Origin of the sequence: Limosilactobacillus pontis (assembly GCF_002940945.1) — a bacterium.
GTDB lineage: Bacteria > Bacillota > Bacilli > Lactobacillales > Lactobacillaceae > Limosilactobacillus > Limosilactobacillus pontis_A.
This window is the reverse complement of the sequence record NZ_PNFV01000006.1, coordinates 67,972-87,894: the sequence shown is the minus strand read 5'-3', so window position 1 is coordinate 87,894 and position 19,923 is coordinate 67,972. Positions and strand designations below refer to the sequence as shown.

Sequence of the window (19,923 nt, the reverse complement as noted above, 5' to 3'; positions counted from 1 at the left end):
GCTATACGGCTTCTCCTGAGATATTTCAGGAAGACCCGTTCAGCCGGGCTTCTTTAGTGTTAGAATAAATGGCGGACTTTTCGTTTGGGGAGTAGTGAGTTTGAGTAAGTTTAAGAAACACGTCACACGAGAAATGAAGCAATGGGAGCAGAATCAGGCCAATGAGCTGACCAAAATCCGTGCCGCCCAGCGACACCTGATTTACAATGTGGTGGCTTACCTTGCCATCTCGATCTTAGAGTATTGGCTAGCTGCCATTAGTCGGTCTCAGACGCTGCGGGCCGACGCTTTCAATAATCTGTCGGGAATCATCTCGACCGTTCTGCTGATGATGGGACTCCACATTGCCCAGGACATCAATGATGATGATATTGCGGGAGCCAAGCTTCCAGATAGCAAGTACCAGAAAGTACTGGGCGGTGATCAGCGGATTCAGTTTGTTCGCTGGCGCTACGAAACAGTTTTTTCCCTGGTCACAGCGGTAGTGATGGTGTCGATTTCCCTCAGCGTTATCGGTGAGGGGATCAAGGGCCTTCTCACCCCGGCTAAACGGGTGGTTCCTGAACCAGTGGCTATCATTGGGGCAGGGATTGCCTCGGTGATCATGTTGGTTGTCTGGTACATGAATCGCCGCACCGGTCACCAGCTGTCTAATGCCGCCCTGCTGGCTTCAGCCCAAGATAGCCTGAGTGATGCCTTTACCAGTATTGGAACAATGGTGGCTATTGCGGGAGCCCTGCTCTTCCATCTGACCTGGCTTGATGGAGCTACCAGTATTGTGGTTGGCTTCTTCATCCTTTATTCTGGACTGAAGATCTTCTTTGAGACCAGCTTGAACTTGGCGGACTACTTTGATCCCAAGGCGGAGCAGCAGTACTATGAGGCAATTCGCGAGGTCAAGAAGGTTCACCAGATTGTAGAGCTCAAGGCCCACTATAACGGTAACGTCGTCTCGCTGGACGCAACCCTGGTCGTTAATGGCAAGATGACCGTTTTAGAGAGTTACCAGTTATCGGAGAAGATTGAGCGAATGCTCCGTAAACAGTTTGGGATTATCGACGTTGACATCTCCTTCATGCCAGATCCGCACTCGTTCTCGGACAAAGACGTCAGTGGTCATTTTTGAAAATAATTTGGGTCCCAACGGCCGTTTATATGACTGTTGGGACCCATTTATTATTATGTTTGCTACTTCCACCAGTGACGGGTAATCATGAAGATTGCTGAGGCCACCATTAAGACTAGGGTGATGGCGATCGTGAAGACCCATGAGTATTGACCGTCAGCAAGAGGAAGCTTGACGTTTTCACCATAGAAACCAGAAACGATGGTCGGTACCGAGAGGACGATTGAGTAAATGGTCAGGTATTTCATCGTCTGGTTTAGGTCACTATCAATCACTTTACTGTAGGCATTTGATACCCGCTCGGAGACATCTGATGTCATCTGGGCCATTTCCAGCCCCTGCTGCGCTTCGACAATGACGTCGTCCAGGTCGTTGTTTTGCCGGGTCGACATCTTGCCAGCATAGCGGCGCTTAAACTCTTCCAATAAGGAGACGTTTCCCTTAAGTGAGGTCAGAATATATACCAGGCCGGTTTCAATCTCCATGAATTCACTGATCGCCTTGCGCCCCGTCCGGCGCTGCAGATTACGCTGGATTTGCTGGCGCTGTCGATCGACCCGCCGAAGGGGACCAAAGTAGTTGGTACACAGGCGATAGAGAATGGGAAAGACCAGGTTAAGCTTATCGGTGATTGGAGCACGCCGTTTCAGGATCCGCAACTGGTTAGCGATAATTCCATTAACAAAGTTGGTCTTGGCATTGGTGAAGGTGATGATATTGTTCGCTGTCAGCATGATGCCGATCGGGGCGGTTTGCGGGGCGGTGACGGCGTGGGTCGGTACGTAGACGTCGAAGATCAGCAGGGTCACACCAGCATCTGGATCGACTTCTACCCGCGCCTTTTCGTAGGGGTCAATTGCGTAGTCGAGCAGTTCCTTTGTAACCTCGTACTTCTTGATTAGGTCTTCTCGTTCCCGGGGGAGGGGTTCAAAGACACTGATCCATTTGCTGCGGTCATTAATTTCTTCGGTACTCAACAACGCACTTCACCTTCTCATTCTGTAATCTTGTAACTACTATTCAACTCTTTTTGACCGGAAAAGTAAAGCCACCCTGTTAGGCGCGATTAAAATGCTGGTGTATTCCCCGGGAAATAATTTAGAATAGAGAAAAGATTAAGGAAGGGAAATGATGTGCAATGTGTACCAGCATCTACCAGGTGACTGGCGACCATACCCACTTATTGGCACGAACGATGGACTGGCCAACCCTTGCCGTTTCACCACTCTTTGTCCCTCGGCACTTCCGGTGGGCGACTGCCTTTGACCACCGGGTGTACGAGAACCGGTATGCGATGGTTGGTGGGGGCAGTCTGTCTGCCAGCCGGATTGATGTCTCTGATGGAGTCAATGAGTATGGGTTGATGGCTCAGAAATTGACCTTTGATAACGGGGTCCATTACCAGGATGCACGCCGGGCTGATAAGGTCCAGCTGGCCGCTTATGAGTTCATCTTTTGGGCCCTGGGGAACTTCCGGTCGATCCAGGACCTGGCTGACCACCTGGATGACGTTGAGCTGATGAGTGAATTGAATAGTGATACCAAGTACGGCAAACCGGAACTTCACTTCGTCCTGGCTGACCGTACCGGCCGGGTTGTGGTGATTGAGCCGAGTCAGACGCCGTTGAAGGTGATTGAGAATCCTCTGGGGGTGGTGACTAATAGCCCTGATTTTGCCCGTCAGCTGGCTCAGATGGAACGTTATGTGGACTTTACTGCCGACTTTCGTGCAGGTCGAGTACCACTGAATACACCCCGGGTGACGACTGGCCGCCTTTCGGGAAAGGCCAATCCACCTGGCTACTATTCGCCGAGTGCTCGTTTTATCCGAGCCGCCTACCTGAAGGAACGTTCCGATGTGCCCGCCGATGAAGCCGCTGGGCTGGTCAGCGAGTGGCACTTGCTGGACAGCGTAACCGTGCCACAGAATCGCCGCCACCAGCGGACCTACTCCGTTTACCGGGCCGTGACGGTGGCTGAGAGTCGCAGCTACTACTTTCAATCCTATCACCGGGGCGATATTACCAAGCTTCAGCTGACCGATGACATGCTTGAGTGGACTAAGCCCAAGGTCTACCACGTACCCGACCGGCTGACCGTCCGGGAGGTGAAGTAGATGACTGCTGCAGTTCGCTGGCACCTTACCGAGGTTCTGTCTCTTGATCAGCCGAGTCGGCCGCTACGTGAACTCCTCCACCAGCAGTGGCTATTGCCGGATCGTTTGATTCACTATCTGCGTCGCCGTCAGCATGTCTTGGTCAATGGACGTTATCAGCCGGTCAATAAACTGGTCCACGCTGGTGATCGGATTGATCTTCTTTTTAATGGCGATGAGGTTCGAACACCAGCCGCCAACGACTATCAGCCAACTGTTAATCCCCAATTGACAATTCTGTTTGAGAACCGTGATCTCCTGGTGGTCAACAAGCCGCGGGGGCAGAAGAGTCACCCTAATGTAGCGGGAGAAACCGGTACGGTGATGAATGACGTGGCTGGCTACCTGGCAGGGAGTAACGACGGGGCCTACATGGTCCACCGTCTTGATCTTCAAACTAGTGGGGCATTGATTGTTGCCAAGAATCCAATCGTTGTCCCGATTCTTAACCGTCTAATCGCCGCTGGCCAGATCCATCGGGAATATTTGGCGGTAGTTGAGGGCCGGCTGACGGGATCAGGCAGCTGGGATTGGCCGATCGGCCGTGATCCCGTAGATCCCCGGTGGCGGGCGGTCAATGGCCTGTGCGCCCAGCCAACGTTGACTTATTACCAGAGCCTGGCCGCCACCAGCCAGCGTTCCCTTGTCCGCTTGCGTCTGGCGACGGGTCGGACCCACCAGCTGCGGGTTCACCTGGCCCACAGTGGACACCCGATCGTCGGTGACCCGATCTACAACCGTAATTCCCCTGAGCAGATGCTCCTTCACGGGGACCGCCAGAGGTTGGTAATCCCATTTACCATGCAAAAACGTGAAATAGTGGCGCCATTACCCACCTATTTCCAGAAATATCTGGTAAAATACAAGTTGAGTTAGGTAGATAAAAATTTAATCAAAGGGGGACACTAATTGTCACTTTTAGAAAAGTTATATGGACCGTTCTTTGATCCACATAACTGGGCAATGGTTATTACATCCGGCCAGGACTGGCTGATCATTCTTTCATTGGTAATGATCGAATGTCTGCTCTCAGTTGACAATGCAGTTGTACTGGCTGCCCAAACACGAGTACTACCGACACTGAAGGAACAGGAAGAATCATTATTCTACGGCATCTGGGGTTCGTACCTCTTTCGCTTCTTGATCATTGGGATTGGAACCTACTTGATCAATTTTTGGGAGATTAAGGTGATTGGGGCCGCTTACCTGATCTACCTGGTCTACCGTTTCTTCCACAACAAGTTCTTTGGCAAGCGACCACTGCGCAAGGTCCGCAATCGGGCCAGCAGCCTGACTGGGCGGAAGCGTTTCTGGTCGGTTGTCGCTCAAATTGAATTTATGGATATCATTTTCTCTGTCGATTCCGTGTTGGCTTCCCTTGCTATTTCGCCCAATCCAGTGATTGTGCTGATTGGTGGCTTGATCGGGATTGCCTGTATGCGGGGAATTGCGGAGATTATCATGCGCTTGATGCGTAAGATTCCAGAATTGGAACCGATGGCTTACGTGTTGATCTTTATCATCGCCATCAAGCTGTTCCTAACGATTCCGGCAATCGATGTTGAAATTCCGGCTGATATCTTTGGAATGTTCATGCTTTTTATCTTCGTTTTGACGATCGTCATTCACTTCGTCCGGCGTAAGACAAAGCAAAAGGAGGAATAAACTATGGCAATCGAGGCAACGGCGGTAGATTTTGCCCAACAGGTTGCTGGTCCGCTGACGGTCGTCGACTTCTGGGCTCCTTGGTGCGGCCCTTGCAAGATGATGGAGCCGATCATGACGAAACTCGAACAACGTTATGATGATCAGATTAAATTTGTCCGTTTCAACGTGGACGGTAACCAGGACATCGCTCAGCGTTACCACGTCATGAGCGTACCAAGTCTGGTTCTCTTCCGTAACGGCCAGGCCAAGGAAAAGGTGACCGGGGTTTACCCGGTAGATAAGCTGGCCCACTACTTTGAACGTAAAATCGCTGAATAATTAACCGTGCCGATCAGGATCATGCTTTCCTGGTCGGCCTTTTTATAACGACAATTAATTAAATGTGTTATAAGAAGCAACGAATTATTAATAGTATCGCCGTATTTGGGCTGAACATGGGGTAAAATATAAGTGTAGTTGGAAACGCTTGCAAGGATTATCTAGAGGAGGTAGCTTATTATGAGTAATCGCGAAACTGCTAACGTTCTCTGGTTTGATGAGCTCCACCGTCAGGATGTCAACCTGGTGGGTGGGAAGTCCTCATCACTGGGGGAGATGACCTCGTCCATGGATGTACCGGTACCCTATGGCTTTGCGACCACAGCCCACGCCTACCGTTACTTCATGGAATCCACGGGGGTGAACGATCAGGTCAATGCTCTGTTAGAACAAATTACGGATTATGAGGACGCTGATGAGCTTCACACTGCCTGTGCTAAGATTCGGGACCTGATTACCGGGGTCCAGATGCCCGATGACCTGGCCAACGACATCAAGCAGGCCTACCTGGACCTGGCCAAGCGGATGGGGCAGGATAATCCTTTCGTGGCGATCCGATCGTCAGCCACGGCCGAAGACCTGCCCAATGCCTCCTTTGCTGGCCAGCAGGAGTCTTACCTGAACATTCACGGTGTTGATGACGTGGTTAGCTGTGTCCAGCAGTGTTATGCTTCGCTTTTCACTGATCGGGCAACCTATTACCGACACAAGCAGCATTTTCCATATGATAAAGTAGCCCTGTCAGCGGCTGTTCAGATGATGGTCTTTTCTAAGGCTTCCGGAATCATGTTCTCTGTCGACGTGACCAATGGGGATGATAGCAAGATTGTGATCGACGCTATTTACGGCCTAGGCGAGTATATCGTCTTGGGGAAGGTGACTCCGGATCACTTTGTCGTTGACAAGGAGTCGATGAAGATTGTCACACGCAATATCACGACCAAGCCGATCGAACTGGTCCGGCTGCCGGATGGCGGGACCAGGGAGCAAGAAGTTCCCGCTGATCTGGCGGACAAACCGGTTCTAACCGATGAGCAGGTTTTGGAGCTGGCCGGCTATGTTAAGCAGATTGAGCAGCACTATGGTTGCTACATGGACATGGAGTTTGCCCTAGATGCTAACACCAATAAGCTTTGGCTCGTTCAGGCCCGGCCCGAGACAGTCTGGTCACAGCGCAATAAGGAGAAACATGCACAAACGACGGGGGATGATAACGTGGTTGCAGAGAGTGACGCGAAGGTTGCTGTTCGAGGATTACCAGCCAGTCCCGGAGTGGCCAGCGGGGTAGTTCATGTGATTGCTAGCCCAAAGGACATTGACGAGTTTAAGGCTGGTGAGGTTCTGGTTACTTTGATGACTTCACCAGACTGGGTGCCAGCAATGAAGAAGGCCGCCGGAATCATTACTAATAACGGGGGGATGACCTGCCATGCAGCGATCGTTTCCCGGGAAATGCAGATTCCATGTATTGTGGGCACCAAGAGTCGGGGCAAGGCTGCAACTGACGTCTTCAAGAATGGCGACGTGGTAACGGTTGATGCTAAGAATGGGGTGGTCTACCAAGGTAGAGTGGATGCTCTTCTCAAGAAGCCGACTGTGACCAGTTCAGCTGGTGACCAGGTTGTTGCGGCAGAGACCTTTGCTCCAACTGCCACCGGGGTCATGATGAACCTTGGTGACCCGGATCTGGCGGAGAAGTACGCCAGTCTCCCCGCCGATGGAATTGGCCTGATGCGAGAAGAGTTCCTCTGGACTACCTACATTCATGAACACCCGCTTTCCCTGATTGAGCAGGGGCACCCTGAGAAAGTTGTCACCATGCTGGCTGACGGGGTAAGCAAGGTTGCCCGGGCGATGGCACCGCGGCCGGTAATTCTTCGGCTATCAGATTTTAAGTCGGGTGAGTACCGGAAACTCAAGGGTGGTGAAAAATACGAGCCGCATGAACCTGCCGACTTGCTTGGCTGGCGGGGGGCTTCCCGTTACTATGATCCAAAGTATATTGATGCCTTTAAGTTGGAACTGGCCGCTGTCAAGAAGGTGCGGGAAGAGTTCGGATTGAAGAACCTCAACGTCATGATCCCGTTTGTCCGGACGGTTGACGAGGCTCAAAAGGTCACGGCAATCATTCGAGACCAAGGTCTGGTGCGGAGCGCTGACTTTAAGGTTTACATGATGGCTGAGATCCCGTCTAACATCATCCTTGCTGACCAGTTCAACGAGTTTGTTGATGGATATTCGATCGGCTCCAACGATCTGGCAATGCTGATCCTCGGTTGTGACCGGAACAACGACACGGTGGCCAGCCTCTTTGACGAGCGGAACTTGGCTGTTAAGCGGGCTATTCGCCACTTAATCAAGGTGGCTCACCGTGATGGCCGGACCGTTTCGATCTGTGGTCAGGCGCCATCCGAATACCCAGAATTCACCAACTTCCTGATCCAGAGTGGGATCGACTATGTTTCGGTTAACCCTGACATGGTCAAAGCGACAAAACGGAACGTGGCCCATTTTGAACAGCGGATTATGTTGGACAAGGCAACTGGCCGTGGTTTACAGGACCCAACGGATTACGAGTGGTAAGAGAAGGGGAGCTTTTCAGCGCCCTGAACGACTAATTAAGGCCGCGCTGATGCTGTAAAGCATTTCTCCAAATTTTTGATATAACGTTTGAAAGGCAAGCAGCGTGACAGAAGTTATTTATATGATCTTGCTTTCATGCTTTTGCAAGTACGAATGGCCCTCAGCTCGGCTTTACCGGGCATGAAGGCCATTTGTTTACTATGTTGCTTGATAAAGGCCCAGCTTTTTATCGTCATTCGGTCTGGCCATTTGCCAGCAGGTAGTGGCGGATGTTACGCAGGCACTTATTGAATTCGACCCACTCATTAAAGGTCAGATCGACGTCTTGGACCTGATAGCGGTCAGGCGGGGTCACAACCGCCATGACCTTGCCGGATCGAGATAGCCGTAGCTGAGTACCAGCAGTGGTCAGGTCGTAGTCGCGGCCGTGCAGCCAGGAGATTAGTTCATCATAGGTATTTGTTTTCATCGCGTATCACCTCGTCCTTCATCATACCGCGAAACTTAACGTTTGTCCGGTAGCGGACTACAATGAAAACAGGAAGGGAGCGGTGAAGTAATGACAAGCAAGGATTTATTTGAGATTATGAAGAAAAACCAAGTGAAGGTTGATCCGCAAAAGACGGGGGAGACGACCGATCTTTTTGAGATTGACCAGCACAAGTTCGGCTACTTAGATCAGTATGGCAATGTCTACCTCAACGAGTATGGCGAGGAGAAGTCACGGCCGCTTAGTCTGGGGCAGGACTTCTTCAGTCGATGGATCCACCGGGCAGCGGAGGGATTCCGGACGAACCTTCGCCGTCTCGACAAGTGGCAAGCTGCCTAAGTACAAGCCAAAACTCATGAAATAAAAATGGACGCTAGCGTGATGCTGGCGTTCATTTTTATTAGCCTTCAAAATATTGATAAAGCTTGTCGGTCGTTAAAGACTGTTTGGCTTCCCCCTTGAAGTCAGCCTTGATCTGACCATCCTTCAAAACGATTAGCCGGTTTCCATAGGTAAGGGCGTCTTCAAGGTGATGGGTGATCATCAGAGCCGTCAGGTGGTCCTTGGTGATCCGCTCATTAGTGGCGTGAAGGAGGCTTAGGCTGGTATGGGGGTCTAGGGCTGCGGTGTGTTCATCCAGCAACAGTATATCAGGGCGTTTCAGGGTCGCCATCAGGAAACTGAGCGCCTGACGCTGTCCACCGGAGAGTGCTCCAGTCGCTGTGGTCATCCGGTTTTCCAGACCATTATTCATGGTTGCTGCCAGTTCGGTGAAGCGGGCCATATTCTGTTTAAGCTTACGGGGAAATAGGTGACGGTGTTCACCACGCTTGGTGGCTAGCAGCATATTTTCGGCGACAGTCATCCGAGGGGCGGTTCCCAGCTTGGGATCCTGAAAGACGCGGGCGAGAAAGGCGGTCCGGTCCTCCTCACTGGTTCGAGTGATGTCTTGGCCGTTATGGAAAATTTGGCCATTATCGGCGCGCAGGTTCCCGCCGATGACGTTGAAAAGGGTCGACTTCCCAGCACCGTTCGTGCCGACAATCGTGATGAAGTCACCTGCGTTGATTGCTAGGTTGATCCCCTTTAGGATCATTGTTTGGTTGGTAGTACCTTTGTTGACCAGGGTCTGCACGTTTTTAAGTTCCAAAATTGTCTTATTCATGTGGCCGCACTTCCTTCAAAATTGGCTTCTTGATATTAAGCTGTTGCTCAAACTGCGGAATCATCATGCAAATAGCCAGAACAACGGACGAGATCAGGTTGAGGTCGTTAGCGGAGAAGCCGAGCTGGAGAACAGCCAGCAGAATGATCCGGTAGATGATACTCCCCAGTGTCACGGCAACCAGCCGTTGGTTGAGGGTTAACTCACCAAAGGCTACTTCACCGATAATGATTGAGGCCAGGGCAATGACGATGGTTCCAATTCCCATGTTAATGTCGGCGTAACCATTGTTTTGAGCGATCAAGGCGCCACAGAGACCGACCATTCCATTGGAGATCATCAGGCCGACGATCACCATCTTGTCGGTATGGATTCCCAGGGACTTAGCCATCGTCGGGTTGTCGCCGGTAGCAATGAAGGCCTGTCCGTAGTCAGTAGCCAAGAAGAGAACCATCAGAATGGTAACGACCACAATGACCAAGAAACCGAGGGTGACACTGTCAAAGTATTGGGGCAGGTTGCGGAGGGCGCCGTTGAAAAGGGTCGGCTGGCCCAGCAGAGAAATGTTGGACTTGCCCATAATTCGCAGGTTAACGGAGTAGATGGCGGTCATTGTCAAAATACCGGCTAGCAGGCTTGGAATCTTACCCTTGGTGTAGAGAAGACCGGTAATCAGGCCCGCCACCATCCCAGCCAACACGGCTAACAGGGTAGCTAGGAAGGGATCAATCCCATTGGTGATTGCGGTTACCGCGGTAGCGGCCCCGAGCGGGAAGGTTCCTTCAACGGTCATGTCACAGAAATCGAGGATACGAAAGGTCAAGTAGAGGCCTAGTCCTAGGAGTGCCCAGAGGAGCCCCTGACCGATTGCGGAAACGATGAGATTCATTTGTAGATCACTCCTTCAGTTTTAGCTTCGTGTTCAAAGTGCTTAGGGATGGTTAGACCAAGCTTGCGGGCCTGCTTAAGGTTGAGAATCGGCTCCCCGTGCCGTACGAATTCAATTGGCATGTTGGCTGGCTTCTTCCCCTTCAGGATAGCGACGGTCATCTTGGCACCGCGAACCCCCAAATCATACTGGTTGACACTGTAGGTAGCCACCCCACCCTGCTTGACCATTGTGCCAGCTGCCGGGAATACCGGCTTGTTAGCTGCGTTAGCGTTTTTGACCAGCGTCTGCATTGCCCCAGCGATCGTGTTATCGGTTGGGACAATGACGGCATCAACCTGGCTGAGCATCTGTTCGGAAACCTGGTTGAGGTCGTTGCTATTCGCGATGGAGTAAGCCTTGAGATCGATTCCCATCCGTTTGCTTTCTCGGAGAATCTGGTGGTAGCCAGCAACTGCTGAGGAATCACTGGAGGTGTAGATTACCCCGAGCGTCTTCAAGTGGGGCATGAACTCCTTGATTAAGCGGAGCTGCTCATTGATCGGTGCTTGGTCGGAAACTCCGGTGATGTTACCTCCGGGGTGCTGGTTATTTTTGACCAATCCGGCTCCCTTAGGATCGGTTACCGCGCCAAGAACGATCGGTGTCTGACTGGTGGAGTTGGCGACTGCCTGGGCAGCTGGGGTGGTGATACCAAAGATCACGCTGGCGTGGTCGTCTACCAGCTTGGCAGCCATCGTCTTGAGGTTACTTTGGTCACCATTAGCGTTTTGGTATTCGATCTTGATATTCTTACCGTTGTGGTAGCCCTCCCGTGCCAGCTCATCGACGTATCCTTTGTAGATTTGATCGAGAGCTGGGTGGTGCATCAGGGTCAGTACCCCGATCTTAGGGATCCGTTGGCGGCTGAGCTGGTTGTTCTCAGTGAAGAAGGCGACTCCGAGGAAGGCGACAATAATTGCAATAAGGGTATACATTCTTTTCATCTTAAACTTTCACACCTTTCCAAAACAAAAAGCGAGTGTCCACATTAGGACCCTCGCTTTGGTAAGCCAAATAAAAAGTCCGCATGTGGATCCATGCGGACTGAATGCCATTTCAACTTCAGCCGGCACAGATGCAATCTGCTCTCAGGTTGCATCGATGCCGAAACAACCCGATTTACCGGCTTTGCCAACGAGTATTAACGCTGTGAAGTTGAATTTGGTTCATTGTACCTGCTCCTTGTCTTTTATTGCAATAAGTATACCCAAGGACGACGGAGCCTGTCAATGATTTTATTAAATTTTTTCTAATCCTACTGATTCATGCTGATGTAGTAGTTTGGTCGGTAGTATTGGATATTGCCTTCTTGGACGTTTTGACCAGGGGTTGGGGCCTGAATGTAGTTTCCATTACCCTCAGCGATGGCCACGTGGTAAGGTGCACTCTCTGTTCCCCAGAAGTAGAGGTCCCCGCTTTGGGCGTTTTCGACATCATACTTGTGAGTGCCCAAGTTAGTCTGTTGGTAGGTTGTCCGGTAGTTTGGTCCAAGATTGTAGGAGTATTGAACCAGACCGGAGCAGTCAAAGCCGCTTGGCGTGTTTCCACCCCAAACGTACGGCACACCAACCATCGACTTAGCAGTAGCTACGGCGCTGGAAGTGTTGCTGCTGGTTTGGGTAGGTGTCGTTGTTTGGCTTGAATAGGCTGTCTGGCTTGGTTGAGCCTGGGTACTGTTGTTGTAGCTAGCGGCTGTTACCTCAACTGTTCCGTATGAGATGGAGTAGTTGCTCATTGACTGGAGGGCTGCGGCTGAATTAGTTGCGTAGTCGGTCTGACTAGCAACGGCGCTGGTGGCCGCTTGACTGGTACTCAAAACCGTGTCGGTGTTAGCCAAACTGGCGGCTGAGTTTGCTGTGCTAGTACTGGTTAGGGTCACCGTGTTACCGGTAAGGGTGTTAGCACTATTTGAAGCTGCAGAGCTGGCTGCCACGTTAGCTGCGGTGTTTGTCACCGTACTATTGGCGTTCGCGGCTGTGGTCATTGTGTCATTAGCATTAACTGGCGCTGAACTGGCTGCCTGGCTGGCGGCACTGACAGCGGAGTCGGGGATGATCAATTGCTGGCCGACTTGAATGTAGTTTGGATCGGTCAGCTGGTTGCGCTGGGCAATAGTGTCGACCGTAGAGTTATACTGTTGGGCAAAGTTCCAGACGGTGTCTCCAGATTGAACCTGAACCTGGGTGTCAGCGTTGGCGCCAGTGGCAATGGCCAGGGCTCCAGCGGCCCCCAGGGTAGCGATTAATGACTTGGATACAATTGCTTTTTTAATAATAAGTCACTCCTAAAAATGATTAGATGATTTTTAATTTACTACAATCTTTACTATATGGGGTGAATGTGAAATTAGTATGAAGAGATTCCAAAAGAATGACGATAAAAATTGTCAGCAAATTGTAATAAAAGGTTTGAATTGCCGGGGTGGTGCGGCTTGTGATACTATGGAACACAGTTTATTTATTTTATTATGATGAGGTGAAAATAATGGCAGTGTTAGATGTTGAGGGCCTGACGATGAGCTATGCCGACAAGAAGCTCTACGAGGACGCCAGCTTTCAATTGGAAAAACACGAACATATGGGGATTGTTGGTCAAAACGGTGCCGGCAAGAGTACCTTGATCAAGATCCTGATCGGCAAGGTCCTGCCGGTAGATGGAAGCGTCAAGTGGCAGAAGGGGGTTAAGATTGGCTACCTAGACCAGTATGTTGATATTCCGGCGGGGATGACGCTGATCCAGTTCCTTCACACGGCGTTTCAAGAGCTTTATCGCCTGAATGACCAAATGAACGAGTACTACGCTGCATATGCGGACAAGATGGATGACAGCCTGTTGACAAAGGCTGGTCGAATCCAGGAGAAGCTTGACGCTAATAACTTTTACGAGATTGAGACCCGAATCGAACGGGTGATGAGTGGGCTGGGTCTGACCGATATTGGGAAGGACCACGTTGTTTCCGAGATGAGTGGGGGCCAGCGTTCGAAGATCATCCTGGCCAAAATGTTGCTGGAGAATCCCGATGTGATCCTGCTTGATGAACCGACCAACTACCTGGACACCGCCCACATTGAATGGCTAACCGACTACCTCAATGACTTCGATGGTGCGGCCATGATTATCTCACACGATTATGACTTCCTGGAGAAAGTTACCAACACGATTTGTGACGTCTCGTTTGGGAAGATCACCAAGTACCGCGGTAGTTTCCAGCAGGCGATGCGGCAGAAGGAAGAGCGTAAGGAAGCCCAAGAGCGCGAGTATGAGAAGCAACAGGTTGTGATTGAGAAGGCCGAACGCTTCATCCGCAAAAACAAAGCAGGATCTAAATCGACGATGGCTAAGTCACGTGAGAAGATGTTGGCACGGATGACGAAGATTGATCCGCCAACTGACAACCTGAAGGCGACTTTCCACTTCCCATATGAGAACACTGGCTCAGCCAACGCACTACGGGTTGAAAATCTGTCTGTCGGTTATGGGCGGCCGTTGCTTGCCCCAGTAACTTTCTCAATGACGATGGGGGAAAAGCTCCTCTTTACCGGATTCAACGGGGTCGGAAAGTCAACCCTTATCAAGTCGATTTTGAAAAAAATTCCTGCCTTATCCGGGACAGCGACATTCTCTCCATCAGCTAAGGTCAACTATTTTGACCAGGACCTAGTCTGGGACGACCCGTCGCTAACCCCGTTGCAGACCATTCAGAACATGTTTCCAACCATGCAGCCACGGACAATCCGGACGAAGCTGGCCCGGGCGGGGATCAACGCCGCCAACACGATGAAGCCGCTTCATCTGCTTTCCGGTGGTGAACAGACCAAGGTTAAGCTGGCGATCCTTGAGCTGACACCATGCAACTTCTTGATCATGGACGAACCCACCAACCACCTTGATGACGAGACCAAGGATGGATTGAAGAAGGCCCTCCAGGAGTTTCCTGGGAACCTGATCCTGGTCAGCCATGAGGAGAGCTTCTACACTGGCTGGCTGGATAAGATTCTCAATGTCGAAAAGCTGAGCCTAAAGTCATAACGGGAGGAAAATATGCCTTTTACTGTTTCTGAAATCATTGTCCTGTTCTTTACCTACTCGGTCGTTGGCTGGTTGTGGGAAACCTGCTACTGTTCTATCAAAGATCACCACTTCGCCTACCGGGGCTTCTTGTTTGGCCCCTACTGCCCGGTCTACGGGTTTGCGGTAACCACCATCCTGATTGCCACCTATGATGTGCAACACAACCTGATTCTGTTATTTCTAGTTGGGATTATCGTGGCCACAATCTTCGAATACGTGGCCAGTCTTTTTCTGGAAAAGGTGTTTCACATGAAACTCTGGGACTACTCCCATCTCTGGGGGAATCTTCAGGGACGGGTGGCCCCGCAGATCTCATTTTTCTGGGGAATTGGCGTGGTACTCCTGGTCCGCTTTATTCAACCATTGATTCAGCGGGTGATCAACTGGGAGGAGGCCCATACCCACGGGATGCTGGCCTTGCTGGTCGTCTTGGTGATGGGAACTGATACTATCCTGACAATCTTTAGCGTCCGTCATTTCCACACGACTACCCAACAATGGGAACGACGAGCCGTGGAATACCAAGAGCGGCTTAAGCAGCGTCTGGACAAGGCTCTGCCAGGTGAGCGGCCGGCTCTGGCGCAGCGGTTGGCAAATTGGCATGCCGACATCTTGCAGCATCATCCTGAGTTCCACCTTCACCACTTGAACTGGAATGAGCGGCGGCTGGTCAAGAGCTTCCCAAAGCTAAAAGTACTGGATGCTAAGCACTTTAACGAATTAAAGCAGGAACTACTGAAGAAAGAATAGTTCAGGTTTAAAAAGTGAAACTTTCGTGAATTCAATCCGAAAGTTTCGCTTTTTCGTTAAGGGATTATTATAATTGGGGAGGTTAATTGAGCAAAGGAGGGAACGTGATGAAGAAACGCCTATTAATAATCATCGGGACACTGCTCGGCATTGTTTTGATTGTTGCTCTGGTATTGGGAGCCGTTGAGTTTAACGATAAGCCGACCCCGCACCACCGGGAGACCCACTCATCTAAGATCACTGTGGACCAGTTTATCAAACAGGTAGCCCCGGCGGCCCAGCGGGAGCAGAAAAAATATCACATTCCAGCCAGCATTACTATCGCCCAGGCCGGAACCGAGTCAAACTGGGGCCGGAGCAAGCTGGCCTATAAATACAATAATCTCTTTGGTATTAAGGCGAACACTAAGCATGACCGGGTGCAGATGTACACAACCGAGAATGTCAACGGTAAAAACAAGCAGGTCAAGCAGTACTTTCAGGTCTACGACAGCTGGGATGATTCGATCAGGTCTCATACTTACTTGATCGTGCGGGGAACAGCTGACAATCATGACCGTTTCCGCGGGGTTCAAAAGGCTAAAAACTATCAACAGGCAGCTTATGAGCTCCAGAAGAATGGTTACGCAACTGACCCGAACTACGCCAATGAACTAATCTACGCTATTCAGAAGTTCCACCTCGATAAGTATGATAAATAATATGTTAAAAGGGGACGATCAATTGAGTTGACCGTCCCCTTTTTAATTGGTGAGGGAAAATTATTGGTTGAGTAAGACCTCGGTTACTAAAATTCCACCACCGAAGAGAAGCACGAAGACGACGACTGGCCAGACGAAACGGAACCAGTGCGAGTACTTCATGTCGAGCATTTGCAGGGTGGCCATAACCAGCCCGGTTGGTGCTAAGAATAGCATTGCATATTGGCCAAATTGGTAGGCGGTAACAACGATGTAGCGTGGAATATGAACAGTATCAGCTAATGGGGCCATGATTGGCATAGCAAGTACTGCTAATCCGGATGATGATGGTACCATGAAACCAAGAACGAAGAAGATCAGCATCATCATAATGATGAAGACCGCTCCGGACATATGCCGAACCATTTCAGATGATTGATATAGGATGGTATCGGAGATGTAGCCATCATTTAAGATATTATTGATTCCCCGAGCCAAACCAATGATCAGTGAAACGCCGACCAGGCTTGCTGCTCCATTTGAGAAGGCTTCGGTTGTCTGGTATTCCCCCAAACCGCTCTTATGGCCAAAACAGGTCAGAAACATGATGATAATGGCAATAAGTAAAAACGATGAGGCCATCTCTGGGAAGCCCCAACCCTTGGCCATTACTCCCCAGATCATGAGAACAAAGGAGGCTGCAAAAAGGACTAAGATGAGTTTCTTCTTCATCGTGAAGGTAAGGTCCTTTTCCTCAGTCGTATCCATAGACCACATTGCATCAAATTTGGCTTTGTCGTCGTAAGTATATGAGAATGCGGGATTTTTCTGCACATTCCGGGCATACCAGTGCAGGTATATGAGCAGACAGATAACGGCAATCGTGAAGCCAATGATCCGCCCCGGCATCCCCTGGGTAAATTGTGTTCCGGCAGCATTAGAGGCGATAACCACTTGGAATGGATTGATAATTGAGAAGGTTGTCCCAATTGAAGATGCCAGGAAGATAGAGCCGACGACCACAATCGAATCATAGCCCATAGCAATGAATACTGGGGCCAGGATTGGATAGAAGGCGACGGCCTCCTCCTCGATTCCACACAGTGTTCCTCCGATAGCTAGCAATACGGCAACCATGAAGACTAGAATAAACTCCTTGCCCTTGGTGTTCTTTGTTAGAGACTCTAATCCGGATTCGAAAGCTCCACTGGCCTTAACAACCCCGATTAGACCACCAAGAACAAAGATGAATATCATGATGTCAACGGCTTGCATTGTTCCTTTGACCATGTTGGTAAAAATTGAATAGAACCCAGCAGGATGCTGCTTTAAGCGCTTATAGGTTCTAGGAATAGAAACCGGCTTGCTGATTGCCCCCGACTTAAACTGATCAATATCAATCTGAACATTTAATTTATTTAGCGTGGACTGGGTTGCCGGCATTGTTGTTTTTTTACCGCTTGGCTGCGTAACCGTCAATTCGTTGTGACCATAAGTCAATTTGGAATAGGAACCAGCGGGCACAAACCATGTTAAAAATACTGAAATCACCGTCAGAAAGAATAGGATTGTGAAGGCCCCGGGCATCTTCAATTTCCATTTCTTTTTTGGGTGTTCAATTGCTGTATCCATAATCGTTACTCCTTATTTAAATAATAATTGCTAATTGTGAACATAATTTTACAAGTTGTATAATAATGAATATAAATTGACAATTTCATATCCCAACTAAACCATGTGTCTAATGTTAGAAAGCGTTTTCTGCGATCGTCAGACTTCTTCAAACTTAATCACGAATAACTGAGGAGTTCACATGCTAAAGAACATAAGCTTCCTGCACTATCGTAAATATCAGCGGATTTTCATTACGGCAATTTGTGTGGCATTAGCTTCCCAGGTACAGTTTAATGTCTTTGTTCCGGGATTCATTGTTGCATTGTCAGCACTGCTATTACCAATTTTCCTGTACTTCAACCAGGATATTAATCCCCTGCAATTGGGCTGTGCGATTGCAATTGCTTCTCCAGCATTTCGGGGGTTAATACTATTATTGACGCATAATGCAACTCACGTGGTAGCCTATACAATTGCCGATATTCTCTATTTCTTGTTGTATACGCTAATTTATTATCTGTTGTACTGGCGGCTGGTTTATTACAACGACAGTGCATTCTTTCTTACAATTATCATCTGCGATTACACAGCTAACTTATTGGAGATAGGTTTCTTAACTAAGTTTAACGGCTATACAGTGCAAGTTTTATCAATCGTTTTCGTTGTTGCCCTGGTTCGGACCGTGATTGCCTCGCTCATTGCTTTCATTATTCACTATTTCCAGTTACTGATTGTTAATAATGAGGAACATGAACGACAGTATCATCACTTCATCTGGGTAGCATCCGCAGTCAAAAGCGAGGTCTACTTCATGTGTAAGACCATTGATGACATTGAGCAGGTTACGAAGAAAGCATATGTTTTAAACGAGCACCTAAAGAAGGAGGGATACAGCGAGGAACAGAAGATGGCCTACGAAATTGCCCAGCATGTTCACGAGATTAAACACTCTTACCAAAATGTTATCAAGGGAATGGGAGATTATTTCGATGATCAGGACAATGTTTCAATGAGGATGGACGACATTTTGAAGATTGTTTCTTCCTATACCCAAATGATTATTCGAAGCCGTCATCTCGACATCAACCTTGTTGTTCATAACACTGTTGACTGTGTCGTCCCAAAGCATTACTACTTAGTCACGATCATATCGAACCTAATTCTTAATGGAATTGATGCAATTGGTCACAAACGTAATGGTGAGATTCTTATCCAAGTCAGTCAGAAAGGTACCGATGTTCGACTAGCAGTTACAGATAATGGGTCAGGCATTTCCCGGGAAATACTTCCTGTTATCTTCGAACCCGGTTTTTCTACTAAGTTCAGCCAGTCTGGGGATATTTACCGAGGTATCGGACTTTCCAATGTCCAGATAATTGTCCAAGAACAGTTTGCCGGACATATTACAGTTGATTCGACTCCGCATATTGGTACGACATTTTTTGTAACGATGAATAAGGACCAGCTTATGAGCAGTAAGGAGGTAATGGCATGAAATTCTATCTTGTTGACGATGAACAGTCAATTCTATATGTTTTACAGAACATTATTGAGCAGAACTATGATGATGAAGTAGTCGGAATGAGTAGCGATCCTCAAAAGGCGATCAACGAGATTCAGCTTCGTGATGTTGATATCGTTCTGGTTGACCTTTTGATGCCTGAGATATCCGGCATTGAGCTGATTCAAACCGTCAAAGCCTTCAATCCCCAGATCCGCTTCATTGTTATTTCCAAGACTCAAGACAGCGATATGCGGGCCAAAGCATATCAGGCCGGTATTGAATTTTTCATCAGCAAACCTTTGAACATTATTGAGGCTAAGTCGGTGATCAAGAAGGTCGAACAAAATATTCAGATGTCCACACAACTATCTTCAATCTCGTCAGTGGTTAACAAGTTCAACGCTCAGCTGAACTCGGTACCCACCAAGCAGAATACGCCGACGGACCGGGCGGCAATGATACTTAAGGCGCTTGGAATGTCATCCGAGCGGGGCACTAACGATATTCTGCGAGTTATTAAGATCATGGAGAGCCATCAGCAGAACTATCGTAGTCTGGACATAATAGCTATTCTGGGGATTAGCAGTCATGAAAAGAAGATTATGGAGCAGCGGATGCGACGGGCGATAAAGGTGGGATTGATGAATTTAAGCAATCAGCTAATCGATAATCCATACGATGAACGGTTAAGTGCTCATGCTAACAACCTGTTTGGTTACGAGAATGTTCATGCCCAGATGTTATGCCAGCAGGGAAAACAACAAACAGGTGGCCGAGTTGTTATTCAAAAATTCATGGACGGCCTATTGGACGAAGAGTTTTTCTATGAATAAGAACACGCCTTAGTGTCTGGATTTCCGGGCACCAA

At 49.2% G+C, this 19,923-nt stretch carries 20 protein-coding genes; 13 read left to right on the top strand and 7 right to left on the bottom strand.

Translation table 11 applies throughout. From position 1 onward, the window contains the following. Positions 1–100: 100 nt before the first annotated feature. Positions 101–1,126, top strand: a complete 1,026-nt coding sequence (locus CK797_RS06275; protein WP_104688909.1) for a cation diffusion facilitator family transporter — start codon at positions 101–103, stop codon at positions 1,124–1,126. A 62-nt stretch (positions 1,127–1,188) separates the two neighbouring features. Here CK797_RS06275 and CK797_RS06270 read toward each other — a convergent pair whose 3' ends face one another. Beyond that, positions 1,189–2,106: a magnesium transporter CorA family protein gene (locus CK797_RS06270; protein ID WP_104688908.1), complete on the bottom strand. Its 918-nt coding sequence runs from the start codon at positions 2,104–2,106 to the stop codon at positions 1,189–1,191. A 158-nt stretch (positions 2,107–2,264) separates the two neighbouring features. Here CK797_RS06270 and CK797_RS06265 point away from each other — a divergent pair, with 158 nt between their 5' ends. The 5 genes from CK797_RS06265 to ppsA all read left to right on the top strand — a co-directional run bounded on the left by CK797_RS06265 (position 2,265) and on the right by ppsA (position 7,850). Then, the gene (locus CK797_RS06265) at positions 2,265–3,242 is read left to right on the top strand and encodes a linear amide C-N hydrolase (RefSeq protein ID WP_104688907.1); all 978 of its coding nucleotides are present in this window, start codon (positions 2,265–2,267) and stop codon (positions 3,240–3,242) included. Continuing rightward, the gene (locus CK797_RS06260) at positions 3,243–4,157 is read left to right on the top strand and encodes an RluA family pseudouridine synthase (RefSeq protein ID WP_104688906.1); all 915 of its coding nucleotides are present in this window, start codon (positions 3,243–3,245) and stop codon (positions 4,155–4,157) included. A gap of 33 nt (positions 4,158–4,190) precedes the next feature. Continuing rightward, entirely contained in the window at positions 4,191–4,946 is a 756-nt protein-coding gene (locus tag CK797_RS06255) for a TerC family protein (RefSeq protein WP_104688905.1), read from the top strand. 3 nt (positions 4,947–4,949) lie between these two features. Further along, entirely contained in the window at positions 4,950–5,267 is a 318-nt protein-coding gene (gene trxA / locus CK797_RS06250; protein WP_104688904.1) for a thioredoxin, read from the top strand. Positions 5,268–5,447: 180 nt separating this feature from the next. After that, positions 5,448–7,850, top strand: coding sequence for a phosphoenolpyruvate synthase (gene ppsA / locus CK797_RS06245; RefSeq protein ID WP_104688903.1), 2,403 nt, complete (start codon positions 5,448–5,450; stop codon positions 7,848–7,850). Between the two features lie 232 nt (positions 7,851–8,082). On the opposite strand, the gene CK797_RS06240 is transcribed toward ppsA, so the two are convergent. Continuing rightward, the gene (locus CK797_RS06240) at positions 8,083–8,319 is read right to left on the bottom strand and encodes a hypothetical protein (RefSeq protein ID WP_104688902.1); all 237 of its coding nucleotides are present in this window, start codon (positions 8,317–8,319) and stop codon (positions 8,083–8,085) included. Between the two features lie 90 nt (positions 8,320–8,409). Here CK797_RS06240 and CK797_RS06235 point away from each other — a divergent pair, with 90 nt between their 5' ends. Further along, complete coding sequence (locus CK797_RS06235; protein ID WP_104688901.1) at positions 8,410–8,679, top strand: hypothetical protein; 270 nt, start codon at positions 8,410–8,412, stop codon at positions 8,677–8,679. A gap of 61 nt (positions 8,680–8,740) precedes the next feature. Here the strand turns inward: CK797_RS06235 and CK797_RS06230 are convergent, their stop codons facing one another. From CK797_RS06230 to CK797_RS06215, 4 genes are all read right to left on the bottom strand, one after another. After that, positions 8,741–9,505, bottom strand: a complete 765-nt coding sequence (locus tag CK797_RS06230; protein WP_104688900.1) for an ABC transporter ATP-binding protein — start codon at positions 9,503–9,505, stop codon at positions 8,741–8,743. Next, positions 9,498–10,394, bottom strand: a complete 897-nt coding sequence (locus tag CK797_RS06225) for an ABC transporter permease (protein ID WP_104688899.1) — start codon at positions 10,392–10,394, stop codon at positions 9,498–9,500. The genes CK797_RS06230 and CK797_RS06225 overlap by 8 nt, the downstream gene beginning before the upstream one ends. Then, positions 10,391–11,380, bottom strand: coding sequence for a tryptophan ABC transporter substrate-binding protein (gene trpX, locus CK797_RS06220; protein WP_104688898.1), 990 nt, complete (start codon positions 11,378–11,380; stop codon positions 10,391–10,393). The genes CK797_RS06225 and trpX overlap by 4 nt, the downstream gene beginning before the upstream one ends. 311 nt (positions 11,381–11,691) lie before the next feature. Beyond that, positions 11,692–12,495: a C40 family peptidase gene (locus CK797_RS06215; protein WP_412458025.1), complete on the bottom strand. Its 804-nt coding sequence runs from the start codon at positions 12,493–12,495 to the stop codon at positions 11,692–11,694. Between CK797_RS06215 and CK797_RS09255 the strand changes: the two genes are divergently transcribed. From CK797_RS09255 to CK797_RS06200, 4 genes are all read left to right on the top strand, one after another. Then, on the top strand, positions 12,496–12,681 hold the full coding sequence (locus CK797_RS09255; RefSeq protein ID WP_412458024.1) for a hypothetical protein: 186 nt from the start codon (positions 12,496–12,498) through the stop codon (positions 12,679–12,681). It begins immediately after the preceding gene. Positions 12,682–12,920: 239 nt separating this feature from the next. Beyond that, entirely contained in the window at positions 12,921–14,465 is a 1,545-nt protein-coding gene (locus tag CK797_RS06210; RefSeq protein WP_104688896.1) for an ABC-F family ATP-binding cassette domain-containing protein, read from the top strand. 12 nt (positions 14,466–14,477) lie between these two features. Further along, positions 14,478–15,257, top strand: a complete 780-nt coding sequence (locus tag CK797_RS06205) for a putative ABC transporter permease (RefSeq protein WP_104688895.1) — start codon at positions 14,478–14,480, stop codon at positions 15,255–15,257. Positions 15,258–15,361: 104 nt separating this feature from the next. Next, the gene (locus CK797_RS06200) at positions 15,362–15,958 is read left to right on the top strand and encodes a glucosaminidase domain-containing protein (protein WP_412458023.1); all 597 of its coding nucleotides are present in this window, start codon (positions 15,362–15,364) and stop codon (positions 15,956–15,958) included. A 60-nt stretch (positions 15,959–16,018) separates the two neighbouring features. Here CK797_RS06200 and CK797_RS06195 read toward each other — a convergent pair whose 3' ends face one another. Further along, positions 16,019–17,569 (bottom strand): YfcC family protein, encoded by a 1,551-nt coding sequence (locus tag CK797_RS06195; protein ID WP_104688893.1) that lies wholly within the window; start codon positions 17,567–17,569, stop codon positions 16,019–16,021. 181 nt (positions 17,570–17,750) lie between these two features. Here CK797_RS06195 and CK797_RS06190 point away from each other — a divergent pair, with 181 nt between their 5' ends. Both CK797_RS06190 and CK797_RS06185 read left to right on the top strand, forming a co-directional pair. Further along, the gene (locus CK797_RS06190) at positions 17,751–19,046 is read left to right on the top strand and encodes a sensor histidine kinase (protein ID WP_104688892.1); all 1,296 of its coding nucleotides are present in this window, start codon (positions 17,751–17,753) and stop codon (positions 19,044–19,046) included. Beyond that, entirely contained in the window at positions 19,043–19,888 is an 846-nt protein-coding gene (locus CK797_RS06185) for a response regulator (protein ID WP_104688891.1), read from the top strand. The genes CK797_RS06190 and CK797_RS06185 overlap by 4 nt, the downstream gene beginning before the upstream one ends. Positions 19,889–19,923 lie beyond the last annotated feature (35 nt).

Coding starts and splice junctions, on each gene's coding strand:
- trpX (WP_104688898.1), bottom strand. CDS start 11,380: ATGAAAAGAATGTATACCCTTATTGCAATTATTGTCGCCTTCCTCGGA.
- trxA (WP_104688904.1), top strand. CDS start 4,950: ATGGCAATCGAGGCAACGGCGGTAGATTTTGCCCAACAGGTTGCTGGT.
- CK797_RS06235 (WP_104688901.1), top strand. CDS start 8,410: ATGACAAGCAAGGATTTATTTGAGATTATGAAGAAAAACCAAGTGAAG.
- CK797_RS06230 (WP_104688900.1), bottom strand. CDS start 9,505: ATGAATAAGACAATTTTGGAACTTAAAAACGTGCAGACCCTGGTCAAC.
- CK797_RS06260 (WP_104688906.1), top strand. CDS start 3,243: ATGACTGCTGCAGTTCGCTGGCACCTTACCGAGGTTCTGTCTCTTGAT.
- CK797_RS06210 (WP_104688896.1), top strand. CDS start 12,921: ATGGCAGTGTTAGATGTTGAGGGCCTGACGATGAGCTATGCCGACAAG.
- CK797_RS06195 (WP_104688893.1), bottom strand. CDS start 17,569: ATGGATACAGCAATTGAACACCCAAAAAAGAAATGGAAATTGAAGATG.
- CK797_RS06240 (WP_104688902.1), bottom strand. CDS start 8,319: ATGAAAACAAATACCTATGATGAACTAATCTCCTGGCTGCACGGCCGC.
- CK797_RS06265 (WP_104688907.1), top strand. CDS start 2,265: ATGTGTACCAGCATCTACCAGGTGACTGGCGACCATACCCACTTATTG.
- ppsA (WP_104688903.1), top strand. CDS start 5,448: ATGAGTAATCGCGAAACTGCTAACGTTCTCTGGTTTGATGAGCTCCAC.
- CK797_RS06185 (WP_104688891.1), top strand. CDS start 19,043: ATGAAATTCTATCTTGTTGACGATGAACAGTCAATTCTATATGTTTTA.
- CK797_RS06190 (WP_104688892.1), top strand. CDS start 17,751: ATGCTAAAGAACATAAGCTTCCTGCACTATCGTAAATATCAGCGGATT.
- CK797_RS06225 (WP_104688899.1), bottom strand. CDS start 10,394: ATGAATCTCATCGTTTCCGCAATCGGTCAGGGGCTCCTCTGGGCACTC.
- CK797_RS06205 (WP_104688895.1), top strand. CDS start 14,478: ATGCCTTTTACTGTTTCTGAAATCATTGTCCTGTTCTTTACCTACTCG.